Origin of the sequence: Pseudomonas sp. SM4, from assembly GCF_051913165.1 — a bacterium.
GTDB lineage: Bacteria > Pseudomonadota > Gammaproteobacteria > Pseudomonadales > Pseudomonadaceae > Aquipseudomonas.
Genome location: NZ_JBODOE010000013.1, coordinates 106,774 through 123,725 on the forward strand (window position 1 = coordinate 106,774; position 16,952 = coordinate 123,725).

Sequence of the window (16,952 nt, forward strand, 5' to 3'; positions counted from 1 at the left end):
CGCTGGCAAGCCAGCTCCCATAGGGGCTGTGGTTGGTAGCGAGGATGGCGGGATGAATGCAAAACCTGTGGGAGCTGCGGTTCGACGATTCGACTTGCCAGCGATGATGGCGGCACAGGCGCCATTGATGTGACTGGAAGGGCGCCATCGCTGGCAAGCCAGCTCCCATAGGGGCTGTGGTTGGTAGCGAGGATGGCGGGATGAATGCAAAACCTGTGGGAGCTGCGGTTCGACGATTCGACTTGCCAGCGATGATGGCGGCACAGGCGCCATTGATGTGACTGGAAGGACGCCATCGCTGGCAAGCCAGCTCCCACAGGGGCTGCGGTGGGCAGTGAGATAGGTGAGATGAATGCAAATCTCATGTAGGAGTGAGCCTGCTCGCGATCGGGACAACTCGGTTTCGGACGGTGAGGCGGATGACGCCATCGCGAGCAGGCGAAGGCCTACAGGGAATGAGTTTGCAAATGAGCGGAGGGTGGTATGAACAGGATCATCAACATCATCGGGATTTGCACGCTGGCCATGGCCGGGGCGTTGCTGACGCTGAGTGAAATTGCGTTGGCGCAAACCGGCAGCGGGCAGACGCTGAACCGTGACGGTGTGGCGGTGGATTTCGATCTCAAGCCACTGGCCGCCGACGGCAAACTGCGTGAAGGCGAGTTCGCCGATGTGCAGTTCCGCATCAGCGACAGCGCTTCCGGCCAGCCTCTGTCCGGCGTGGCCCCGGGTGCCTGGGTCGATCCGCAAACCCTCGCTGCCGATAAGGCCCAGGGCCGTGACCAGAGCTGCAAAGCCCGGGTCGGCGTGTTCCTCAAGTCCAACATCGGCGCGCGGCCGTTGCTCGACCTCAACAGCTATTTCCTGCTGGTGATGAACCGCGACGCGAGCATCGCCGTGGTCGATCCATCAGTGTCGGTCGGCGGCATCACCAGCACCCTCGCGCGGATCGAACTCAAGCAACCGCCGATGGATTGGGTCACGCCCAAAGACAACAAACGCGTATTCGTCTCGATGCCGACAGCCGGTGAAGTGGCAGTGATCGACAGTGAACAATTCAAAGTCATCGACTCGATCAGCGCCGGCAGCCAACCGTTTCGCGTCGCCCTGCAACCGGACGAACGCCTGCTCTGGGTCGGCAACAACGCGAGCAAAACCGAAGACTCCGGCGTCACCGTGATCGACGCCCAAAGCCTCAAATCCCTCAAACATTTACAGACCGGACGCGGCCACCACGAAATCACCTTCAGCAAAGACAGCCGCTTCGCCTTCGTCAGCAACCGCGACGACGGCACTGTCAGCGTGATCGACATCGCCAGCCTGAACATCGTCGAGCAGATCAAAACCGGCTCCCATCCTCTGTCAGTCGCCTACTCGGCGCTGTCCGGCGCGGTCTACGTGGCCGATGGCAAGGACGGCACCGTCACCGTGATCGACGCCGGCACCCACGCCATTCGCCGGGTGATCAAACTGCAACAAGGCCTCGGCCCGATGGGCTTCAGCGCCGACGGCCGCTTCGGCGTGGTGCTCAACACCGTGGAAAACCGCGCCACCATCATCGACGCCGCCACTAACAGCGCCATCCATGATCTGGACGTCAGCGCCGAACCCTACCAAGTGGTGTTCACCCAGGCCTACGCCTACATCCGCGGGCTCGCCTCGCCAAAAGTCACCATGATCAACCTGTCCTCGCTCGGCGAAGGTCGCCAGCCGATCAGCCAGGGTTTCGAAGCCGGCCCGCAAGCACCGCGCCTGGCCGGGAATTTGCCGCTGGCCTCCAGCCTCGCCGTATCGCGCGATGACAACGCGGTGTTCGTGGTCAACCCGGTGGACAACACCACCTACTTCTACGCCGAAGGCATGAACGCGCCGATGTCCGGTTACCCCAACCGTGGCCAGATCGCCCGCGCCGCCATGGTCATCGATCGCAGTCTGCGCGAAGTCTCGCCGGGCCTGTACAGCGCACGGGTGAAACTGCCGGCAGCGGGGCGTTTCGACGTGGCGTTCCTGCTCAATCAACCGAACATCATTCACTGCTTTACCGCGCAGATTGATAGCGACGGCAAACAGCCAAAACACCTCGGCCAGCCGAAAGTCGAGTTCCTCCTCGACAAGACTGCCGTAGCGCTCAACGACCCCTACGTCGTGCGCTTCCGCATCGTTCAGGGCAAAGACAAAACCCAACGCAGCGGCGTCAAAGACGTGCAACTGCGCTACTACCTCGCGCCCACTTCACACCCGCGTGAAGTGGCGGCGCTGGAAGTCGCCGACGGCGTGTACGAAGCGCCGATCAGCCTCGACCGCAGCGGCGCCTGGTACCTGCATGTGCGCGCGGCATCGTTGGGCGCCGGTTTCGATGACAAGACCTTTGCCAGTGTTCGGGTCACCCCCGACCAGGCCCGTTGAAGAGGAGTTTCGACATGAACCGATTTGCATCCACTGGCCTCCTGACCCTGACCCTGTGCCTGTTGAGCCTCAGCGTTCAACACGCCAACGCCCACTCGGCAGACGAACACGCCGGGCACAAAGCGCCCGCGAGCAGCACGCAAGAACACACCCAGGTCAAGTTCGCCAACGTGCCGCTGTTCGACCAGACCGGCAAAACCGTTCGCCTCGAACAAGACCTGGTGCAGGGCAAAATTGTCGTCATGAGTTTCATCTACACCAGTTGCACGACGGTGTGCCCGGTGGTCTCGTCGATCATGGGCAAGGTGCAGAAACAGCTCGGCGCGCGGGTCGGCAAGGAAGTGCAACTGGTGTCGATCAGCATCGACCCACAGCGCGACGACCCGAAACGCCTGCAGGATTATGCCCGTACCTTCCAGCGCGGGCCGGGCTGGAGCTGGCTGACCGGCTCAGCACAATCGATCAATGAAACCCTCAAAGGCCTCGGCAGTTTCAGCGGTGACCTGAAGAGTCATCAACCGTTGATCCTCGTCGGCGACGGCGACAGCCGCCACTGGATGCGCTACTACGGCTTCACCGACCCGGCGTTGCTGGCCAAGGAAGTGGAAAAACTCAGCGGCCTGCGCACCCACGCCAAACACACCGCCATCGCCATGGAGCAACAGCCATGAGACTGCTCGACTGGATCTCCCTGACCGTGTGTTTCTGGATTCTCAGCAACGTCGCGCTGGCCCACGAAGGTCACGTTTCAGAACCGCCAGCCGCTGTGGCTGCCGCGCCGGCCAAAGGCACCCACGACGCGAAAACCTGGTTCACCGACACACCGTTGCAGGATCAGAACGGCGAGACCCTGCGCTTCTACAGCGACGCGCTGCAAAACCGCATCGTTCTGCTCAACGTGATTTTCACCAGTTGCAACGATGCCTGCCCGCTGATCACCCGCAAGCTCAAGGAAGTCCGCGAATTGCTGGGCGACAAGGCGCAAGACATCACTTTTATTTCCCTTACCAGTGACCCGCTGCGCGACACGCCGGCGGTGCTCAAGGCTTACACCTTGAAGCAGGGTTCCGATGACCCTCATTGGCTTTTTCTCACCGGCGACAAGGCGCAGATGGATCTGGTGCTGAGTCGCATCGGCCAGATCGTGCCGACGCCCGAGCAGCACTCGACGCAGTTGATCGTTGGGGATGTCGCCAACAAACGCTGGAGCAAAATTCGCCCCGACGCCCCGGCCGCCGCCATTGCCCAGCGCTTGCAGTTGCTGACAATGCCCGTGGCCGGTCGCTGAGCCGCGCCATGAACCGCTGCCGCGTCCTCGCCCTGATCCTGCTCGCTGGCATCAGCCTTGGCGCGGGTGCTGCGCCGCTGACCCCGGAAGAGGCGGCGGGCAAGCGCCTGTACCGTCAGGGCTTGTCGGCCAGTGGCGAGGCGATCATGGCGCGGGTCGGTGCGGCAGATGTGTTGCTCCCGGCGACCAGCCTGCCGTGCGCCAATTGCCACGGCGCCGATGGCCTCGGTCGACCCGAGGGCGGGGTGCGTCCGCCGCCGCTGAACTGGGCGCGACTGACCAGCACGTATGGCCAGCAACAGGTCAACGGGCGTAGCTATCCGGCGTACACCGAAAGCACGCTGGCGACGGTGATCGAGCAGGGCCGCGACCCCGGCCACAATCGTCTCGACCCGAGCATGCCGCGCTTTGTGCTGTCGATGAAAGATCAGCGCAACCTCACCGCGTATCTCAAACGCCTGGCCGATGAGCGTGATCCCGGCCTTGAGGCGCAAACCTTGCACCTGGGCACCTTGCTGCCCAGCCAAGGACCGCTGGCCGAGGAGGGCATGACCGTGGCAGCGGTGCTCAATGGCAGTGTTGCGCGGATCAATCAGGCCGGTGGCATTCATGGGCGGCAACTGCGCCTGACGGTGATCGATCCCGGCCCGGATCGCGCCAGCGCCGAGCAAGCCCTGCAGCAGTTGATCGAGCAAGAACAAGTGTTCGCATTAATCGCGCCGCTGGCGCCGGCCCTCGACAGCGAACTGGGAATGCGTCTGGAACAGGCCGGTGTGCCGCTCATCGGCGCGCTGTCGTTGCTCGGCTCGATGCAGGCCAGTCCGCAGATTTTCGAGCCGTTGCCGGGCCTGCGCGAGCAACTGATCGCCTTGGCCGACTACGCCACGGCCAGCCTGCGCGTGCTGCAAGGGCCGACGCTGATTGCCTATCCGGACGACCCGTTGCAGGCGCAAGCGGCCACCACCCTCGCTGGATACTTGCAGGAACACGGCTGGCAGAAAGTCCATCTGCAAGCCTACGACCCGGCGGCGGAGGCGCTGCCGTTGGGCTCGCGCTCGGTGTTTTATCTGGGCAATGGTGGCGGTTTCGGGCGTCTGGCAACGAGGCTGCAAAGCGCCGGGCAAGTGCCGTATCTGTTCGCCGCTTCGAGCCAGGTTGCGGGTGAGTTGCTGCAAGTGCCGGAGGGATTTTCCCGGCGGGTGTTTCTTGCTTATCCATTCGTGCCCAGCGACTGGACCCAAACCGGGCGCATGGCCCTGACGCTGCTGCGCGAAGGCCAAGGCCTTGGTGCCCAGCACGCGGTGCTGCAAGTCGGCGCCTACGCCTCGATGCTGCTGCTCAGCGAAGGCATGAAACAGGCCGGCCGCGACGCCAGCCGCGAGAAACTGGTGGCGGCGCTGGAAGGCCTGCATGACTTCGACACCGGCCTGACCCCGCGCCTGAGTTTCGGCCCCGGCCGACGCCTGGGCTTGAGCGGCGCCCATGTGGTCACCGTGGATTTGCCCGATCAGCGTTTCTATCTGGTCGCGCCTTATAAACCGATTGTTGCCAGCCCCTGAACGGAGGGCCCGATCATGAAACGCACAACGCTGATCTTGCTGCTGAGCTGTTGGCTGCCACTGGCGTGGGCCAACAACGAAGCGGCCGTGGCGCGGGTCAACGGCGAGGAAATCTCCGGGTTTCGTTTCGAGCGCTTCTTCGCCGAATACCTGGAAGATCAGGGCCGCGCCGTGGCGAGCATTCGCAATCCCAAAGCCTACCAACAGCTGCGCCAAACAGCGCTGCAAACGCTGATCGATAAGGAGTTGCTGTGGCAAGAGTCGCAGAAACGCGGGGTGCAGATCGACCCGCACAGGGTGCTTCAGCAGGTTGAGCAGACCCGTAGCGCCATCGGCGGCACGGACAAATTCCTCCGCCGCTTGCAGGACGCCGGTTTCGACGAGGCTTCCTTCACCGAGTACACCCGCCGCGAACTGGCGGCGCAGCAGGTGTTCGCCGAGTTGATCCGGGCGAACACTTTGCAACCTCGGCATCAACTGATCCGCGTACCCGCGCACGCCGATGCCGCCACAGATGCCGCGGCGCGTCTACGCTTGATGCAAATGCGCGCCTCGATAGTCGACGGCGCCACGTTTGCCAGCCAACCGCTACGTTCACCGTTCGGCTGGCACCTGATTTATTTGCCGAACCACTTGGAGGCCGCCGATGTCCCAGATTTGCAGGGGCTGGATACAGTCAGGGCACAGCTCGCCCGACAGCAAAACACCCAGGCTCGTCGTCAGGTGCTCGCGCAATTACGGGTGCAGAACAGGATCGAACGAATTGACGACGATTGAAGGTTCCCCCCCAATAGTGGGGAATGGCTTCGATGCCCATTCAGGTGCTTCCCCGTTTCTGGGGAACGGGGTACCGGGACGAGCGGGCATTGTCATTAATTTCAAGGACATGAAGAGATAAAATTACCGGCACTCAGCCTGGCATGAAGTGTGCGTTACCACGTGTAAGGCGCACTCTCAGGGCGGGGTCATCGGACCTGCTGTTTCAAGGAGTCGACCTTGGTTAACAAAGTACTGGTTGTCGAAGACGAACAGCTGCTTGCACAAAACCTTCAGGATTATCTGTCGGCGCAGGGGCTGGACGTCCGGATTGCACATGACGGAGCGACGGCTATCGGTTTGGCCGAAACCTTTGCCCCCGACGTGCTGGTGTTCGATTACCGCTTGCCCGATATGGAAGGCTTTGAGGTGCTCGACGCAGTCCGCCAGAACAGGACGTGCCATTTTGTGCTGATAACGGGTCACCCGACCGCTGAAGTCTGTGAGCGGGCGCGGCAACTGGGGGTCAGCCACATCCTGTTCAAACCGTTTCCTTTGGCGGAACTGGCCCGAGCGGTCTGCGACCTTCTTGGCATCAAGCGTGAAGCGAAACCCGGTGCGAGCCCTTCCGAGGGCTTTGTCGAACGACGCCAGAGCAGGACCGAGAGCTTCCCGTTGCAGTTGTACGATGGCAGTTGGGTGTTGGCGGATCGGCGACGACAGTTGCACGCCATGGCACCGGACGACGATCAAATGCTCACCGGGGAGTAATGGCGCGAACAGACGTTCCGGCACTTGCCGCCAAGGTTTGCCGCGCCGATAGGGCTCTGAGCCCCGGTTGGAGAGCAAGCCATGGAACGTCTGTCCGTTGTCGTCGAACCGCTGTTGGCCGAAAGCGCCCCCGCGCGCTTTTCCAGTGAACAGCTTGCCCAGGCCCGGGCGCGGGCCGCCACCTCTGGCGAACGCGTGCTTGAAGCCCTCGGCGTACTCTGTGAACTGGCGCCGATGCCGTTCATTCATACCCTCGGCGCCACCCTGCATTACCCGGTGCTCGACACCGACAGCCTGTTTCAAGCGACGCCGGTGTTTGACCGGGTCACCCTCGCACAATGCCTGAAACGTGAATTCATCCTGCTGCGCCACAACGACGAAGTCATCGGTGTGTTTGCCGACCCCTTCGACCCGGCGCGGCTGGCCTGGATTGACGACTGCCTGCACGGCGCGCCGCTGCATCTGGTCCACGCCGATGACCTCAAGGCCTATCTGGCCCGCCACGAAGAAAGCTTCCACGCCGTCGAATCGCTCAACGCCCAAGGCGACACTCACCACGAAATCGACACCCTGCAAAGCCTGTCGCTGACCAGCATCAGCGAAGACGCCAGCAGCGTGGTGAAACTGGTCAACTCGACCCTCTACGACGCGCTGAAAATGCACGCCAGCGACATCCACCTCGGCACCACCGGCAACGGTCTGGTGATCAAGTACCGCATTGACGGCGTGCTCAACAACATCAGCAAAGTCCAGGGTACGGAGTTCTCCGAGCAGGTGATCTCGCGGGTCAAGGTCATGGCCGAACTGGACATCGGCGAGAAACGCGTGCCCCAGGACGGTCGCTTCAAGATCGGCATCAGTGGCCGTCAGATCGACTTTCGCGTGTCGATCATGCCGAGCATCTTCGGCGAAGACGCGGTGCTGCGGGTACTCGACAAACAGGATCTGGCCGACAAGGTCTGCGGCGTGCAATTGCAGGCGCTGGGCTTTGAAGATGAAACCCTGCGCCAGTTGCGCCGCCTCGCCGCCGAACCCTACGGCATGGTGCTGGTCACCGGCCCGACCGGCAGCGGCAAAACCACCACGCTGTACGCGATGATCACCGAGATCAACCACGGCGTGGACAAGATCATCACCATCGAAGACCCGGTCGAATATCAATTGCCGGGGGTGCTGCAAATCCCGGTTAACGAGAAAAAAGGCCTGACCTTCGCCCGGGGTTTGCGCTCGATCCTGCGCCACGACCCGGACAAAATCATGGTCGGCGAGATCCGCGACCCGGACACCGCGCAGATCGCCGTGCAATCGGCGCTCACCGGTCACCTGGTGTTCACCACCATCCACGCCAATAACGTTTTCGACGTGATCGGCCGCTTCACCCAAATGGAAATCGACCCGTACAGCCTGGTCTCGGCGCTTAACGCGATTCTCGCCCAGCGCCTGATCCGGCTGGTCTGCGCCAGCTGCAGCGCGCCGGTCAATCCGAGCGATGAAGAGCTGCGCGCATCCGGCCTCGATCCGCAGAAAGTCGACCATTACCACTTCGTTCACGGCAAGGGCTGCGGCCATTGCCGGGGCAGCGGGTATCGCGGGCGCACGGCGATTGCCGAGTTGCTGCACCTTGACGACGAGCTGCGCCAGATGATCGTCGAGCGCCAACCGATCAAACAAATCAAAGCCCTGGCCTGCGCCCGTGGTTTGCGCCTGCTGCGTGAATCGGCGCTGGAGCTGGTGGAACAAGGTCGCACCACGCTGGAGGAGATCAACCGTGTCACATTTATCTCGTGAGCGTTTTGTCGCCGTGCTCGGCGCCAGCGGTGTTGGCTTGGGGCAGCGGCGTGGCAGCGACACCCTGTGGCTGGGCAGCGTCGGTTACATCGACGAAGGCTTCCAGAGCTACGCGGTGGCGCTGGACACCCTCGATTGCCTGCTCGGTGAACACGCCGGTGCCGGTGCCGAATTGAGCGTGGTCATTTCCGGGCACTTCAGCCGTTTCTGCCTGGTGCCGTGGAGCGCGCAAATCAGCAGCCCTGAGGAACTGCGCGGCTTTGCCCAATTGTGTTTCGAAGACCTGTTTGGCGCGCCAAGCCAAGCCTGGAGTCTGGTGCTGTCCGCCGAACCGGCCGGGTACGACCGCATCGCCAGCGCTTTGCCGCAAGACTTGCTCGAACGCCTGCGCACGCTGGTCAGCGGTCGTGGTCTGCGCCTGCGCTCGGTACAGCCGTACCTGATGGCGGCGTTCAACCGTTTCGACAAAAGCCTCGATGCCGGCGACTTTCTGTTCGTCGTCGCCGAGCCGCAACGCAGCGTGTTGTTGCTGGCGAGGGAAGGGCGCTGGGCCGGTGTGCGTTCCGTGGGCGGCAGCGACAGCGATGCCGCGCTGAGTGCCTTGATCGGTCGCGAACGGCAGTTGCAGGCCTCGACCAGCGAACGTGCGTTCAACGTGTATCTGCATGCGCCGGCGCGCCTCGATGCGTATCCGGACGTGGCGGGTGTGCAGTTGCGCACCCTTGAAGACGCCTCGATGACTGTGCGTGACGGCTTGTACGTCATGTCCCGGGCGGTGGCCTGACATGCGCGCGCTCAATCTCGACTTCCAGCCACGTCCTCGTTCCGGCCCATTAGGTTGGAGTTTGCTCGGCGGCGGAGTGCTGCTGGCGCTGCTGTGCTTTGGCGTGCAACAGCACCTCGACGCGCACACCGAACAGCAACAGGGCCATCTGCAAACCACCCAGCGCCAGCTCACCGGCGACAGCGGCGCCAAGTCCACTTTGAGCCCGGCGGAAACCCGCGAGCAAGCGCAGAACCTCGCCGAGATGCGCAAGGTCTCGCAGCAACTGCGCCGGCCGTGGGAACGCCTGTTCGCCATGCTCGAAGCGATGCCGCGCGATGACGTCGCACTGCTCAGCCTGACCCCGGATGCGCGCAAAGGCCAGGTCCGCATCAGCGCTGAAGCGCGGGATCTGCAAGCGATGCTCGACTTCCACAAACGTCTGGAAGCCAGCGACGAGCTGTCCGACGTCTCGCTGCTGAGCCACGAAATCGTCGTCAAATCGCCGGAACAACCGGTGCAATTCAACCTGTCGGCGACTTGGGAGATGGGCGATGCGAATCCCTAGACTGATCGTCCACGAATACCTGCAAGGCCTCGGCATTCCGGGCCTGGCCGGGCTGGCGCTGCTGCTGGTCGCCGTGGCCTGGGCGCTCGGTGGTTTGCTGCCGGGCTGGCAATCGTTGCAGCACTTGAGCCAACAGACTCAGGAAGCCACCGCGTACCTGGCCAAGGTTGAAGACGGCAGCATCGCGCCGCCGGTGGTGCCGCAGCGTCAGCTCGACGACTTCCGCAACAAACTGCCGGCGCAGCCGCAAGCCACCGTCGCCATCGACCGCATCTACGCCCTCGCAGCGCAAGAACACATCACCCTGGCACGCGGCGAATATGCCCTCGGCGTCGACCCGAAAACCCATCTGGCGCGTTATCAGATCCTTCTTCCCGTGCGCGGCAGCTACCCGCAACTGCGCCGCTTTGTGCACGCCTTGCTCGGCCAGTTGCCGGCGGTGGTGGTGGAAGACCTCGAGTTGCAACGCAAAAAGATTGGCGACACCGACCTCAATGGCCGGATCCGTATGACCCTTTACCTGTCGAGGTCGTGATGAATACCAAGCGCGTGACAGGGTGGGTAGCGTTCTTCGGCGTGGCGGCGGCGCTGGCGTGGTTGCCGGCGTATTTCTCGCCGAGCGAAGACGCCGATTCCAATGAAGTGGCTGTCGCTACGCCGGGGAAAACCCGGGGCGCGCTGCCGGCCAGCACCGCCAAGGCCAAAGATGCGCCGATCAAGGACTTGAGCCCGGCCGGTGATCTGTTCGCCGCCAAGAGCTGGAAGGCCGCGCCAACCCTGGCCACGGTCACCGAACAAGCGATCAACCCGGCCACAGTGGTGCAAGCCCCGAGCCTGCCACCGGTGCCGTTTCAGTTCGTCGGCCGGCTGCATGACCGCAGCGACCTGCAAGTGTTTTTGCAGAACGGCGAAAAGATCTACGTCGTGCGCAACGGGGATGTGATCGACGACACCTGGAAGATCACCGGCATTTCCGATGTGGAATTGAGCCTGGTTTACCTGCCTTTGCATTTGTCGCAGACCCTGTCTGTGGGGAGTACGCAATGAACCGTTCCCGTTTGCTGATGAGCCTGGGCCTGTGCGCCGGGCTGGCCGCGTGCAGTTCTGCACAAGTGGCCAACAAGGAAGCCGCCGACCTGATTGAGCAGGGTCAGTACGAGGCGGGGCTGGCGCGGATCGAGGAAGGTCTGCGTGAAAATCCTCGCGACACCGAATTGCACTTGCTGCTCAACAGCGGCCGAGCCAAAGCGATCACCGCACTGCTGACCTCCGGCGACACCGATCGCTCGCGCCGCGACTTCGCCTCGGCACGTATCGCTTACGCACGAGTGCTGACCATCGAGCCGAACAACCGCCGCGCTCAGGATGCCCTGAAGCAGATGGATTACCTGCGCAGCATGGACGAGAAACTCGAGCTGGCCCGTGGCGACCTGCGTCGCGGCGACATCTACGGCGCCGATCGTCAGGTCAAACAGATCCTCGAACTCGACCCGAACAACGACGGTGCGCTGGAGCTGCAAGGCAACATTCGCCTGGTGCAGAGTCGCAACGTGATTGCCTATCCGCAACTGCGCACCAAGCTCGATCGCCCGGTAACCCTGGAATTTCGCGACGCCAACCTCAAGACCATTTTCGAAGTGCTGTCGCAGGTCGCCGGGCTGAATTTCATCTTCGACAAAGACCTGCGTCCGGACATGAAAGCCACAATCTTCGTACGTGACGTGCGCATCGAAGACGCGGTGACTTTGCTGCTGCAACAGAACCAGTTGCACCAGAAAGTGGTGAACGAAAACACCTTGCTGATCTACCCGGATTCGCCGCAGAAAGTGAAGGATTACCAGGAACTGGTGATGCGCACTTTCTACCTGACCAGCATCGACGCCAACACCGCACTGAACATGGTGAAAACCATGCTCAAGACCCGCGATGTGTTTGTCGACGAACGCCTCAATACCCTGACCATGCGCGACACCGAAGACGCCGTGCGCATGGCCGAAAAACTCCTGCAATCGCAAGACCAGTCCAACCCGGAAGTGGTGCTCGAAGTGGAGGTGATGGAAGTCGCCACCCAACGCATTCTCGACCTTGGCCTGCAATGGCCGAGCACCTTCGGCGTAGTCAACTCCGATGGTTCGCCGGTCACCCTGTTGGGCCAGCTCAAGGGCATCAACTCTGACCGCATCTCCATCGGCCCATCGCCGCAAGCCAAGATCAACGCGCAGGACAACGACATCAACACCCTCGCCAGCCCCGTGATTCGTGTCAGCAACCGCGAGCAGGCGCGCATTCACATCGGTCAGCGCGTGCCGATCATCAGCGCCACCTCGGTGCCGTCGACGCAGGGGCCGGTGATCACTGAAAGCGTGACCTATCTGGATGTCGGTCTGAAGCTCGAAGTGACGCCCACCGTGCACCTGAACAACGAAGTGGCGATCAAGATCGCGCTGGAAGTGAGTAACGCCACGCCGCTGGAACCGACCCGCCAAGGCACGATCCCGGTGCAGGTCGATACCCGCAACGCGCAAACCTCGCTGCGTTTGCACGACGGCGAAACGCAGATCCTCGCCGGACTGGTGCGCAACGATCACGGTGCTACCGGCAACAAGATTCCGGGCCTCGGCGACATTCCCGGCTTGGGCCGCTTGTTCGGCAGCAACAAAGACACCATCGGCAAATCCGAACTGGTGCTGTCGATCACCCCACGGATCGTGCGCAACCTGCCGTATCAGAGCCCGTCGGACATGGAGTTCTCCACCGGCACCGAAACCAGCATGCACATCCAGGCACCGGATCGTTCGCAGAGCTACGTGATGCCGTCACCGGCCGCGCAGCCGCGTGCCGTCGGTGAATCGGCCGTGGCCACCACCCGCGTCACCGTCGAGAAGCCTTGATCATGAACGCCTCCCAACGCGGTTTCACCCTGATCGAAGTCGTGGTGACGCTGGCCCTGATCGGCCTGTTGGCGAGCATGGCCGCGCCACTGACCGAGACCCTGGTGCGGCGTGGCAAGGAGCAGGAGCTGCGCAACGCGCTGTATCAGATTCGCGATGCCATCGATGCCTACAAGCGTGCCTTCGATGCCGGTTACATCGAGAAGTCGCTGAACAGCAGCGGCTACCCGCCGAACCTGAAAGTGCTGGTCGAAGGCGTGCGCGATGTGCGCAGCGCGAAGGGCGCCAAGTTCTACTTTTTACGCCGCATCCCGCGCGATCCGCTGGTGCCGGCCAAACGTGATGACGAAGGGGGTTGGGGCGTGCGCGCCTACAACAGTTCGGCTCAGAACCCGCGCGATGGCGAGGACGTGTTCGACGTCTATTCCCACGCCCGTGGCAAGGGCCTCAACGGCATCGCCTACCGCGAGTGGTGAACCTCATGCGCCGGGAAAAAGGTTTTACCTTGCTGGAGCTGATGGTGGTGATGGCAATCATCGCCACGCTGATGACCATCGCGCTGCCGCGCTACTTCAACAGCCTCGAGGCGTCGAAGGAAACCACCCTGCGCCAGAGCCTGTCGGCGATGCGCGAGGCGCTGGATCACTTTTACGGCGACACCGGGCGTTATCCGGATTCCATCGAGCAACTGATCGAACAACGTTACCTGCGCAATGCGCCACTCGATCCGATCACCGAACGCAAAGACCAGTGGGTGCTGATCGCGCCACCGGACGGTGTTGCCGGTGGTGTGGCCGACATCAAAAGTGGTGCTACCGGGAGGGCGCGTGATGGCAGCCAGTATTCCGAGTGGTAACCGTGCGCAGCAGGGTGGTTTCACTTACCTGGGCGTGCTGTTCCTGATTGTGGTGATGGGCATGGGCCTGGCCAGTGCCGGCGAGTTGTGGTCGACCGCTTCGCGCCGCGATCGTGAACGCCAATTGCTTTGGGTCGGCACCCAATACGCTCAGGCGCTGCGCAGCTACTACCGCAGTTCGCCGGGGCTGGCGCAGTACCCGAAAGAGTTGGTGGACCTGCTCGACGATCAGCGCTTTCCCGAGGCCAGGCATCACTTGCGCCAGCTCTATCCGGATCCGATCAGTCAAGGTGAATGGGCGCTGCAACGCGGTTTTGATGGACGCATCACCGGCCTCAACAGCCCTTCGACGGAGCTGCCATTGAAGCAGGCCGACTTCCCGACGCAGTGGTCGGATTTCGACGGCATGCAGCGTTATTCAGACTGGCAGTTCGTCGCCGAAAAAGCCTTCCTCGAGGGCACCAATGGCCCGGCCAAAGGCCAGTCGAATTTGCCGCAGGCGTTGCAGCCATGACTCGTCAGTGGTGGTGCGCGCTGATCCTTACCGCTGTGGCGTGCTGCGCCAGCGCCGGTGAAGAAGACGAAATGATGGGCTTCATCGTCGACGACACGATCTCGCACATCGGCCACGACTTTTATTACTCGTTCAGTGAACGCCTGCGCGACACCAGCCCGATGGATTTCAACCTGGTGGTGCGCGAGCGGCCCGACGCGCGCTGGGGCAGCCTGGTGACCGTGGAATATCAGCAACGCCTGGTTTATCGGCGCTTCCTGCCGCCGAACACCGTGGAACTGAAGGACGAGGCGTATGACGCCGCCGACTGGGTTCGACGCCAGGTTGTCCAGCGCAAGCTGGAGGCTCTGTTGCAGGACACCACCGACCTTGAGAAGGACGAACTATGAACAGCAAAACGTTCTCACGGCGCAGCGGATTGTGGATCTCGGGGTTGTTGATCGGGCTCGCCAGCGCTGCCGCTGTCCAGGCCACTGAACTGGTCTACACGCCGGTCAACCCGTCGTTCGGCGGCAACCCGCTCAACGGCACCTGGTTGCTCAACAACGCGCAGGCGCAAAACGATCACGACGATCCGGATTTGAAAAGCCGTTCGACCGTGGCCGGCACCTCGGCGCTGGAGCGCTTCACCAGTCAATTGCAATCGCGGCTGCTAGGGCAGTTGCTGGACAACATCTCCACCGGCAACACGGGGAGCCTGTCCACCGACTCTTTTATCGTCAACGTCATCGACGACTCCGGGGCACTGAGCATTGAAGTGACCGATCGAGCGACCGGTGAGGTTTCGGAAATTCAGGTGAACGGCCTCAACCCATGACGGGCTGACGGTTCCGGGGAGAACGGACATGAAAAAGATCATCGCGTTAGGGCTGCTGTTGGCGACATTACAAGGGTGCAGTCTGCGTGAGCCGATGTCGGCCGAGCAGGACACCGAAACCCCGACCCTGACTCCAAGGGCTTCGACGTATTACGACTTGCTGAAGATGCCGCGACCCAAGGGCCGGTTGATGGCGGTGGTGTACGGCTTCCGTGATCAGACCGGGCAGTACAAGCCGACGCCGGCGAGTTCGTTTTCCACCAGCGTGACCCAGGGCGCGGCGTCGATGTTGATGGACGCGATGCAGGCCAGTGGCTGGTTTGTGGTGCTGGAACGGGAAGGGCTGCAGAACCTGTTGACCGAGCGCAAGATCATTCGCGCGTCGCAGAAGAAGCCAAATACGCCGGTGAATATTCAGGGTGAGCTGCCACCGTTGCAGGCGGCGAACATGATGCTCGAGGGCGGGATCATCGCGTATGACACCAATGTGCGTAGCGGTGGGGAAGGGGCGCGGTATTTGGGGATTGATCTGCAGCGTGAGTATCGGGTGGATCAGGTGACGGTGAATTTGCGTGCGGTGGATGTGCGTAGCGGGCAGGTGTTGGCGAATGTGATGACCAGCAAGACGATTTATTCGGTGGCGCGCAGTGCCGGGATTTTCAAGTTTATCGAGTTCAAGAAGTTGCTTGAGGCGGAGGTTGGGTATACGACGAATGAGCCGGCGCAGCTTTGTGTTCTGTCGGCGATTGAGGCGGCGGTGGGGCATATGGTGGCGCAGGGGATTGAGCGGCATTTGTGGCAGGTGGCGGGGGACGCTTCTGTGCCTGGGCAGGATGATGTGTTGAATCGGTATTTGAGCCAGAACAAGATTGATCCGGATGCCGAGTGAGGTGTTTGCTGTTGAGCTTGGCGGCCTGACAGCCGACCAGGCTCTCTCGGTCGAAACCGGTTCAAACCTGTAGGAGTGAGCCTGCTCGCGATAGCTGTCTATTGGGCATCGACGATATCGCGAATGCACTCAGACCTTGTGGGAGCTGGCTTGCCAGCGATGGCGGCCTTACAGCCGACCAATCTCTGGCAGATGTACCCAGTTCCAATTGTGGGGGCGAGCTTGCTCGCGAAGGCTTTCTGTCAGGCGGTAGGGTTCTTTCTGATCGAGTACATATCCATTCCTGCGGCAACGGCTGCTTAGGGTTTCGCCCTGACGGCGACTCACTTTTTTTACAAACGCCTAAAAAAAGTAAGCAAAAAAACGCTTGCTCCTACGTGCGGCCCGCTCGCTAAAGCTCGGGGTTCCTTCGCTCCGGGATCGATCCGGGCGCAGCGCCTACGGTTTGCTTCGCTGCACCTCCTCTCGCTGTGTTTGGCTGCGCCAAACGGTCGCTGCGCTCCCCCCCCCGGATCAATCCCTCCACTCAGCCTTCCGACGTCGCCCGTGGATCAAGATCAAAAGCAGGCGAGCTGACACTCGGCCTAATGGCGGGCGCGTTCACTGTAGGAGCTGCCGAAGGCTGCGATCTTTTGATCTCGCCCTTGCTCTAGTAGGAGTGAGCCTGCTCGCGGTAGCTATCTATTGGGCATCGACGATATCGCGAATGCACTCAGATCTTGTGGGAGCTGGCTTGCCAGCGATGGCGGCCGATGAACCGAGCAATCCCTGTCGGTTGCACACGTTCACTGTAGGAGCTGCCGAAGGCTGCGATCTTTTGACTTTGACTTTTTTAGGATCAAGATCAAAAGATCGCAGCCTTCGGCAGCTCCTACATATGCGTATTTCGATTCGAAATGTTTGAAGGTTGTTTTGATTTTGCAGACTCTTCCGACCGGGTTTTCAGCTTATCCGTCCGCAACATTTCGCTTCGTAGACTACAGCCCAAACCTATCGACAGATTTTCAATGCTGTCTACTGTCAACCCTGACAGTAGACAGCGCAAAAAGCCGTACCTACCTTGATTCATCCAGATTCACTATCTGG

18 protein-coding genes are annotated in these 16,952 nt (G+C 61.7%); all 18 read left to right on the forward strand.

Annotated features, from left to right (window positions below):
* The first annotated feature begins 483 nt into the window (after window positions 1-483).
* Window positions 484-2,406, forward strand: a complete 1,923-nt coding sequence (locus ACQ4MY_RS22815) for a YncE family protein (RefSeq protein WP_440096550.1) — start codon at window positions 484-486, stop codon at window positions 2,404-2,406.
* Between the two features lie 14 nt (window positions 2,407-2,420).
* Complete coding sequence (locus ACQ4MY_RS22820; protein ID WP_440096551.1) at window positions 2,421-3,077, forward strand: SCO family protein; 657 nt, start codon at window positions 2,421-2,423, stop codon at window positions 3,075-3,077.
* Window positions 3,074-3,694 carry an SCO family protein gene (locus ACQ4MY_RS22825; protein WP_440096552.1) on the forward strand — a complete coding sequence of 207 codons (621 nt, stop codon included), beginning with the start codon at window positions 3,074-3,076 and terminating at the stop codon, window positions 3,692-3,694. The genes ACQ4MY_RS22820 and ACQ4MY_RS22825 overlap by 4 nt, the downstream gene beginning before the upstream one ends.
* Before the next feature lie 8 nt (window positions 3,695-3,702).
* The gene (locus ACQ4MY_RS22830; protein WP_440096553.1) at window positions 3,703-5,253 is read left to right on the forward strand and encodes an ABC transporter substrate-binding protein; all 1,551 of its coding nucleotides are present in this window, start codon (window positions 3,703-3,705) and stop codon (window positions 5,251-5,253) included.
* Window positions 5,254-5,268: 15 nt separating this feature from the next.
* Window positions 5,269-6,030, forward strand: coding sequence for a peptidylprolyl isomerase (locus tag ACQ4MY_RS22835; RefSeq protein ID WP_440096554.1), 762 nt, complete (start codon window positions 5,269-5,271; stop codon window positions 6,028-6,030).
* 219 nt (window positions 6,031-6,249) lie between these two features.
* Complete coding sequence (locus ACQ4MY_RS22840) at window positions 6,250-6,780, forward strand: response regulator (RefSeq protein ID WP_008086646.1); 531 nt, start codon at window positions 6,250-6,252, stop codon at window positions 6,778-6,780.
* An 81-nt stretch (window positions 6,781-6,861) separates the two neighbouring features.
* Window positions 6,862-8,568 (forward strand): GspE/PulE family protein, encoded by a 1,707-nt coding sequence (locus ACQ4MY_RS22845; protein ID WP_008086648.1) that lies wholly within the window; start codon window positions 6,862-6,864, stop codon window positions 8,566-8,568.
* On the forward strand, window positions 8,549-9,352 hold the full coding sequence (locus ACQ4MY_RS22850) for a hypothetical protein (protein WP_440096555.1): 804 nt from the start codon (window positions 8,549-8,551) through the stop codon (window positions 9,350-9,352). The genes ACQ4MY_RS22845 and ACQ4MY_RS22850 overlap by 20 nt, the downstream gene beginning before the upstream one ends.
* Before the next feature lies 1 nt (window position 9,353).
* Complete coding sequence (locus ACQ4MY_RS22855; protein WP_053119077.1) at window positions 9,354-9,899, forward strand: PilN domain-containing protein; 546 nt, start codon at window positions 9,354-9,356, stop codon at window positions 9,897-9,899.
* Window positions 9,886-10,434 (forward strand): GspMb/PilO family protein, encoded by a 549-nt coding sequence (locus ACQ4MY_RS22860; protein ID WP_008086654.1) that lies wholly within the window; start codon window positions 9,886-9,888, stop codon window positions 10,432-10,434. The genes ACQ4MY_RS22855 and ACQ4MY_RS22860 overlap by 14 nt, the downstream gene beginning before the upstream one ends.
* On the forward strand, window positions 10,434-10,946 hold the full coding sequence (locus ACQ4MY_RS22865) for a hypothetical protein (protein WP_440096557.1): 513 nt from the start codon (window positions 10,434-10,436) through the stop codon (window positions 10,944-10,946). The genes ACQ4MY_RS22860 and ACQ4MY_RS22865 overlap by 1 nt, the downstream gene beginning before the upstream one ends.
* Window positions 10,943-12,790 carry a secretin N-terminal domain-containing protein gene (locus tag ACQ4MY_RS22870; RefSeq protein WP_008086656.1) on the forward strand — a complete coding sequence of 616 codons (1,848 nt, stop codon included), beginning with the start codon at window positions 10,943-10,945 and terminating at the stop codon, window positions 12,788-12,790. The genes ACQ4MY_RS22865 and ACQ4MY_RS22870 overlap by 4 nt, the downstream gene beginning before the upstream one ends.
* A gap of 2 nt (window positions 12,791-12,792) precedes the next feature.
* Entirely contained in the window at window positions 12,793-13,266 is a 474-nt protein-coding gene (locus ACQ4MY_RS22875) for a type II secretion system protein (protein ID WP_194934686.1), read from the forward strand.
* Between the two features lie 5 nt (window positions 13,267-13,271).
* Window positions 13,272-13,646, forward strand: a complete 375-nt coding sequence (locus ACQ4MY_RS22880) for a type II secretion system protein (protein WP_007919395.1) — start codon at window positions 13,272-13,274, stop codon at window positions 13,644-13,646.
* On the forward strand, window positions 13,621-14,160 hold the full coding sequence (locus ACQ4MY_RS22885; RefSeq protein WP_440096558.1) for a type II secretion system protein: 540 nt from the start codon (window positions 13,621-13,623) through the stop codon (window positions 14,158-14,160). Before ACQ4MY_RS22880 ends, ACQ4MY_RS22885 begins: the two co-directional genes overlap by 26 nt.
* The gene (gene csgE / locus ACQ4MY_RS22890) at window positions 14,157-14,549 is read left to right on the forward strand and encodes a curli production assembly/transport protein CsgE (RefSeq protein WP_440096559.1); all 393 of its coding nucleotides are present in this window, start codon (window positions 14,157-14,159) and stop codon (window positions 14,547-14,549) included. Before ACQ4MY_RS22885 ends, csgE begins: the two co-directional genes overlap by 4 nt.
* Entirely contained in the window at window positions 14,546-14,977 is a 432-nt protein-coding gene (locus ACQ4MY_RS22895) for a curli assembly protein CsgF (RefSeq protein ID WP_008086662.1), read from the forward strand. The genes csgE and ACQ4MY_RS22895 overlap by 4 nt, the downstream gene beginning before the upstream one ends.
* Window positions 14,978-15,005: 28 nt before the next feature.
* Window positions 15,006-15,866 carry a CsgG/HfaB family protein gene (locus ACQ4MY_RS22900; RefSeq protein WP_440096560.1) on the forward strand — a complete coding sequence of 287 codons (861 nt, stop codon included), beginning with the start codon at window positions 15,006-15,008 and terminating at the stop codon, window positions 15,864-15,866.
* The last annotated feature ends 1,086 nt before the right edge of the window (window positions 15,867-16,952 follow it).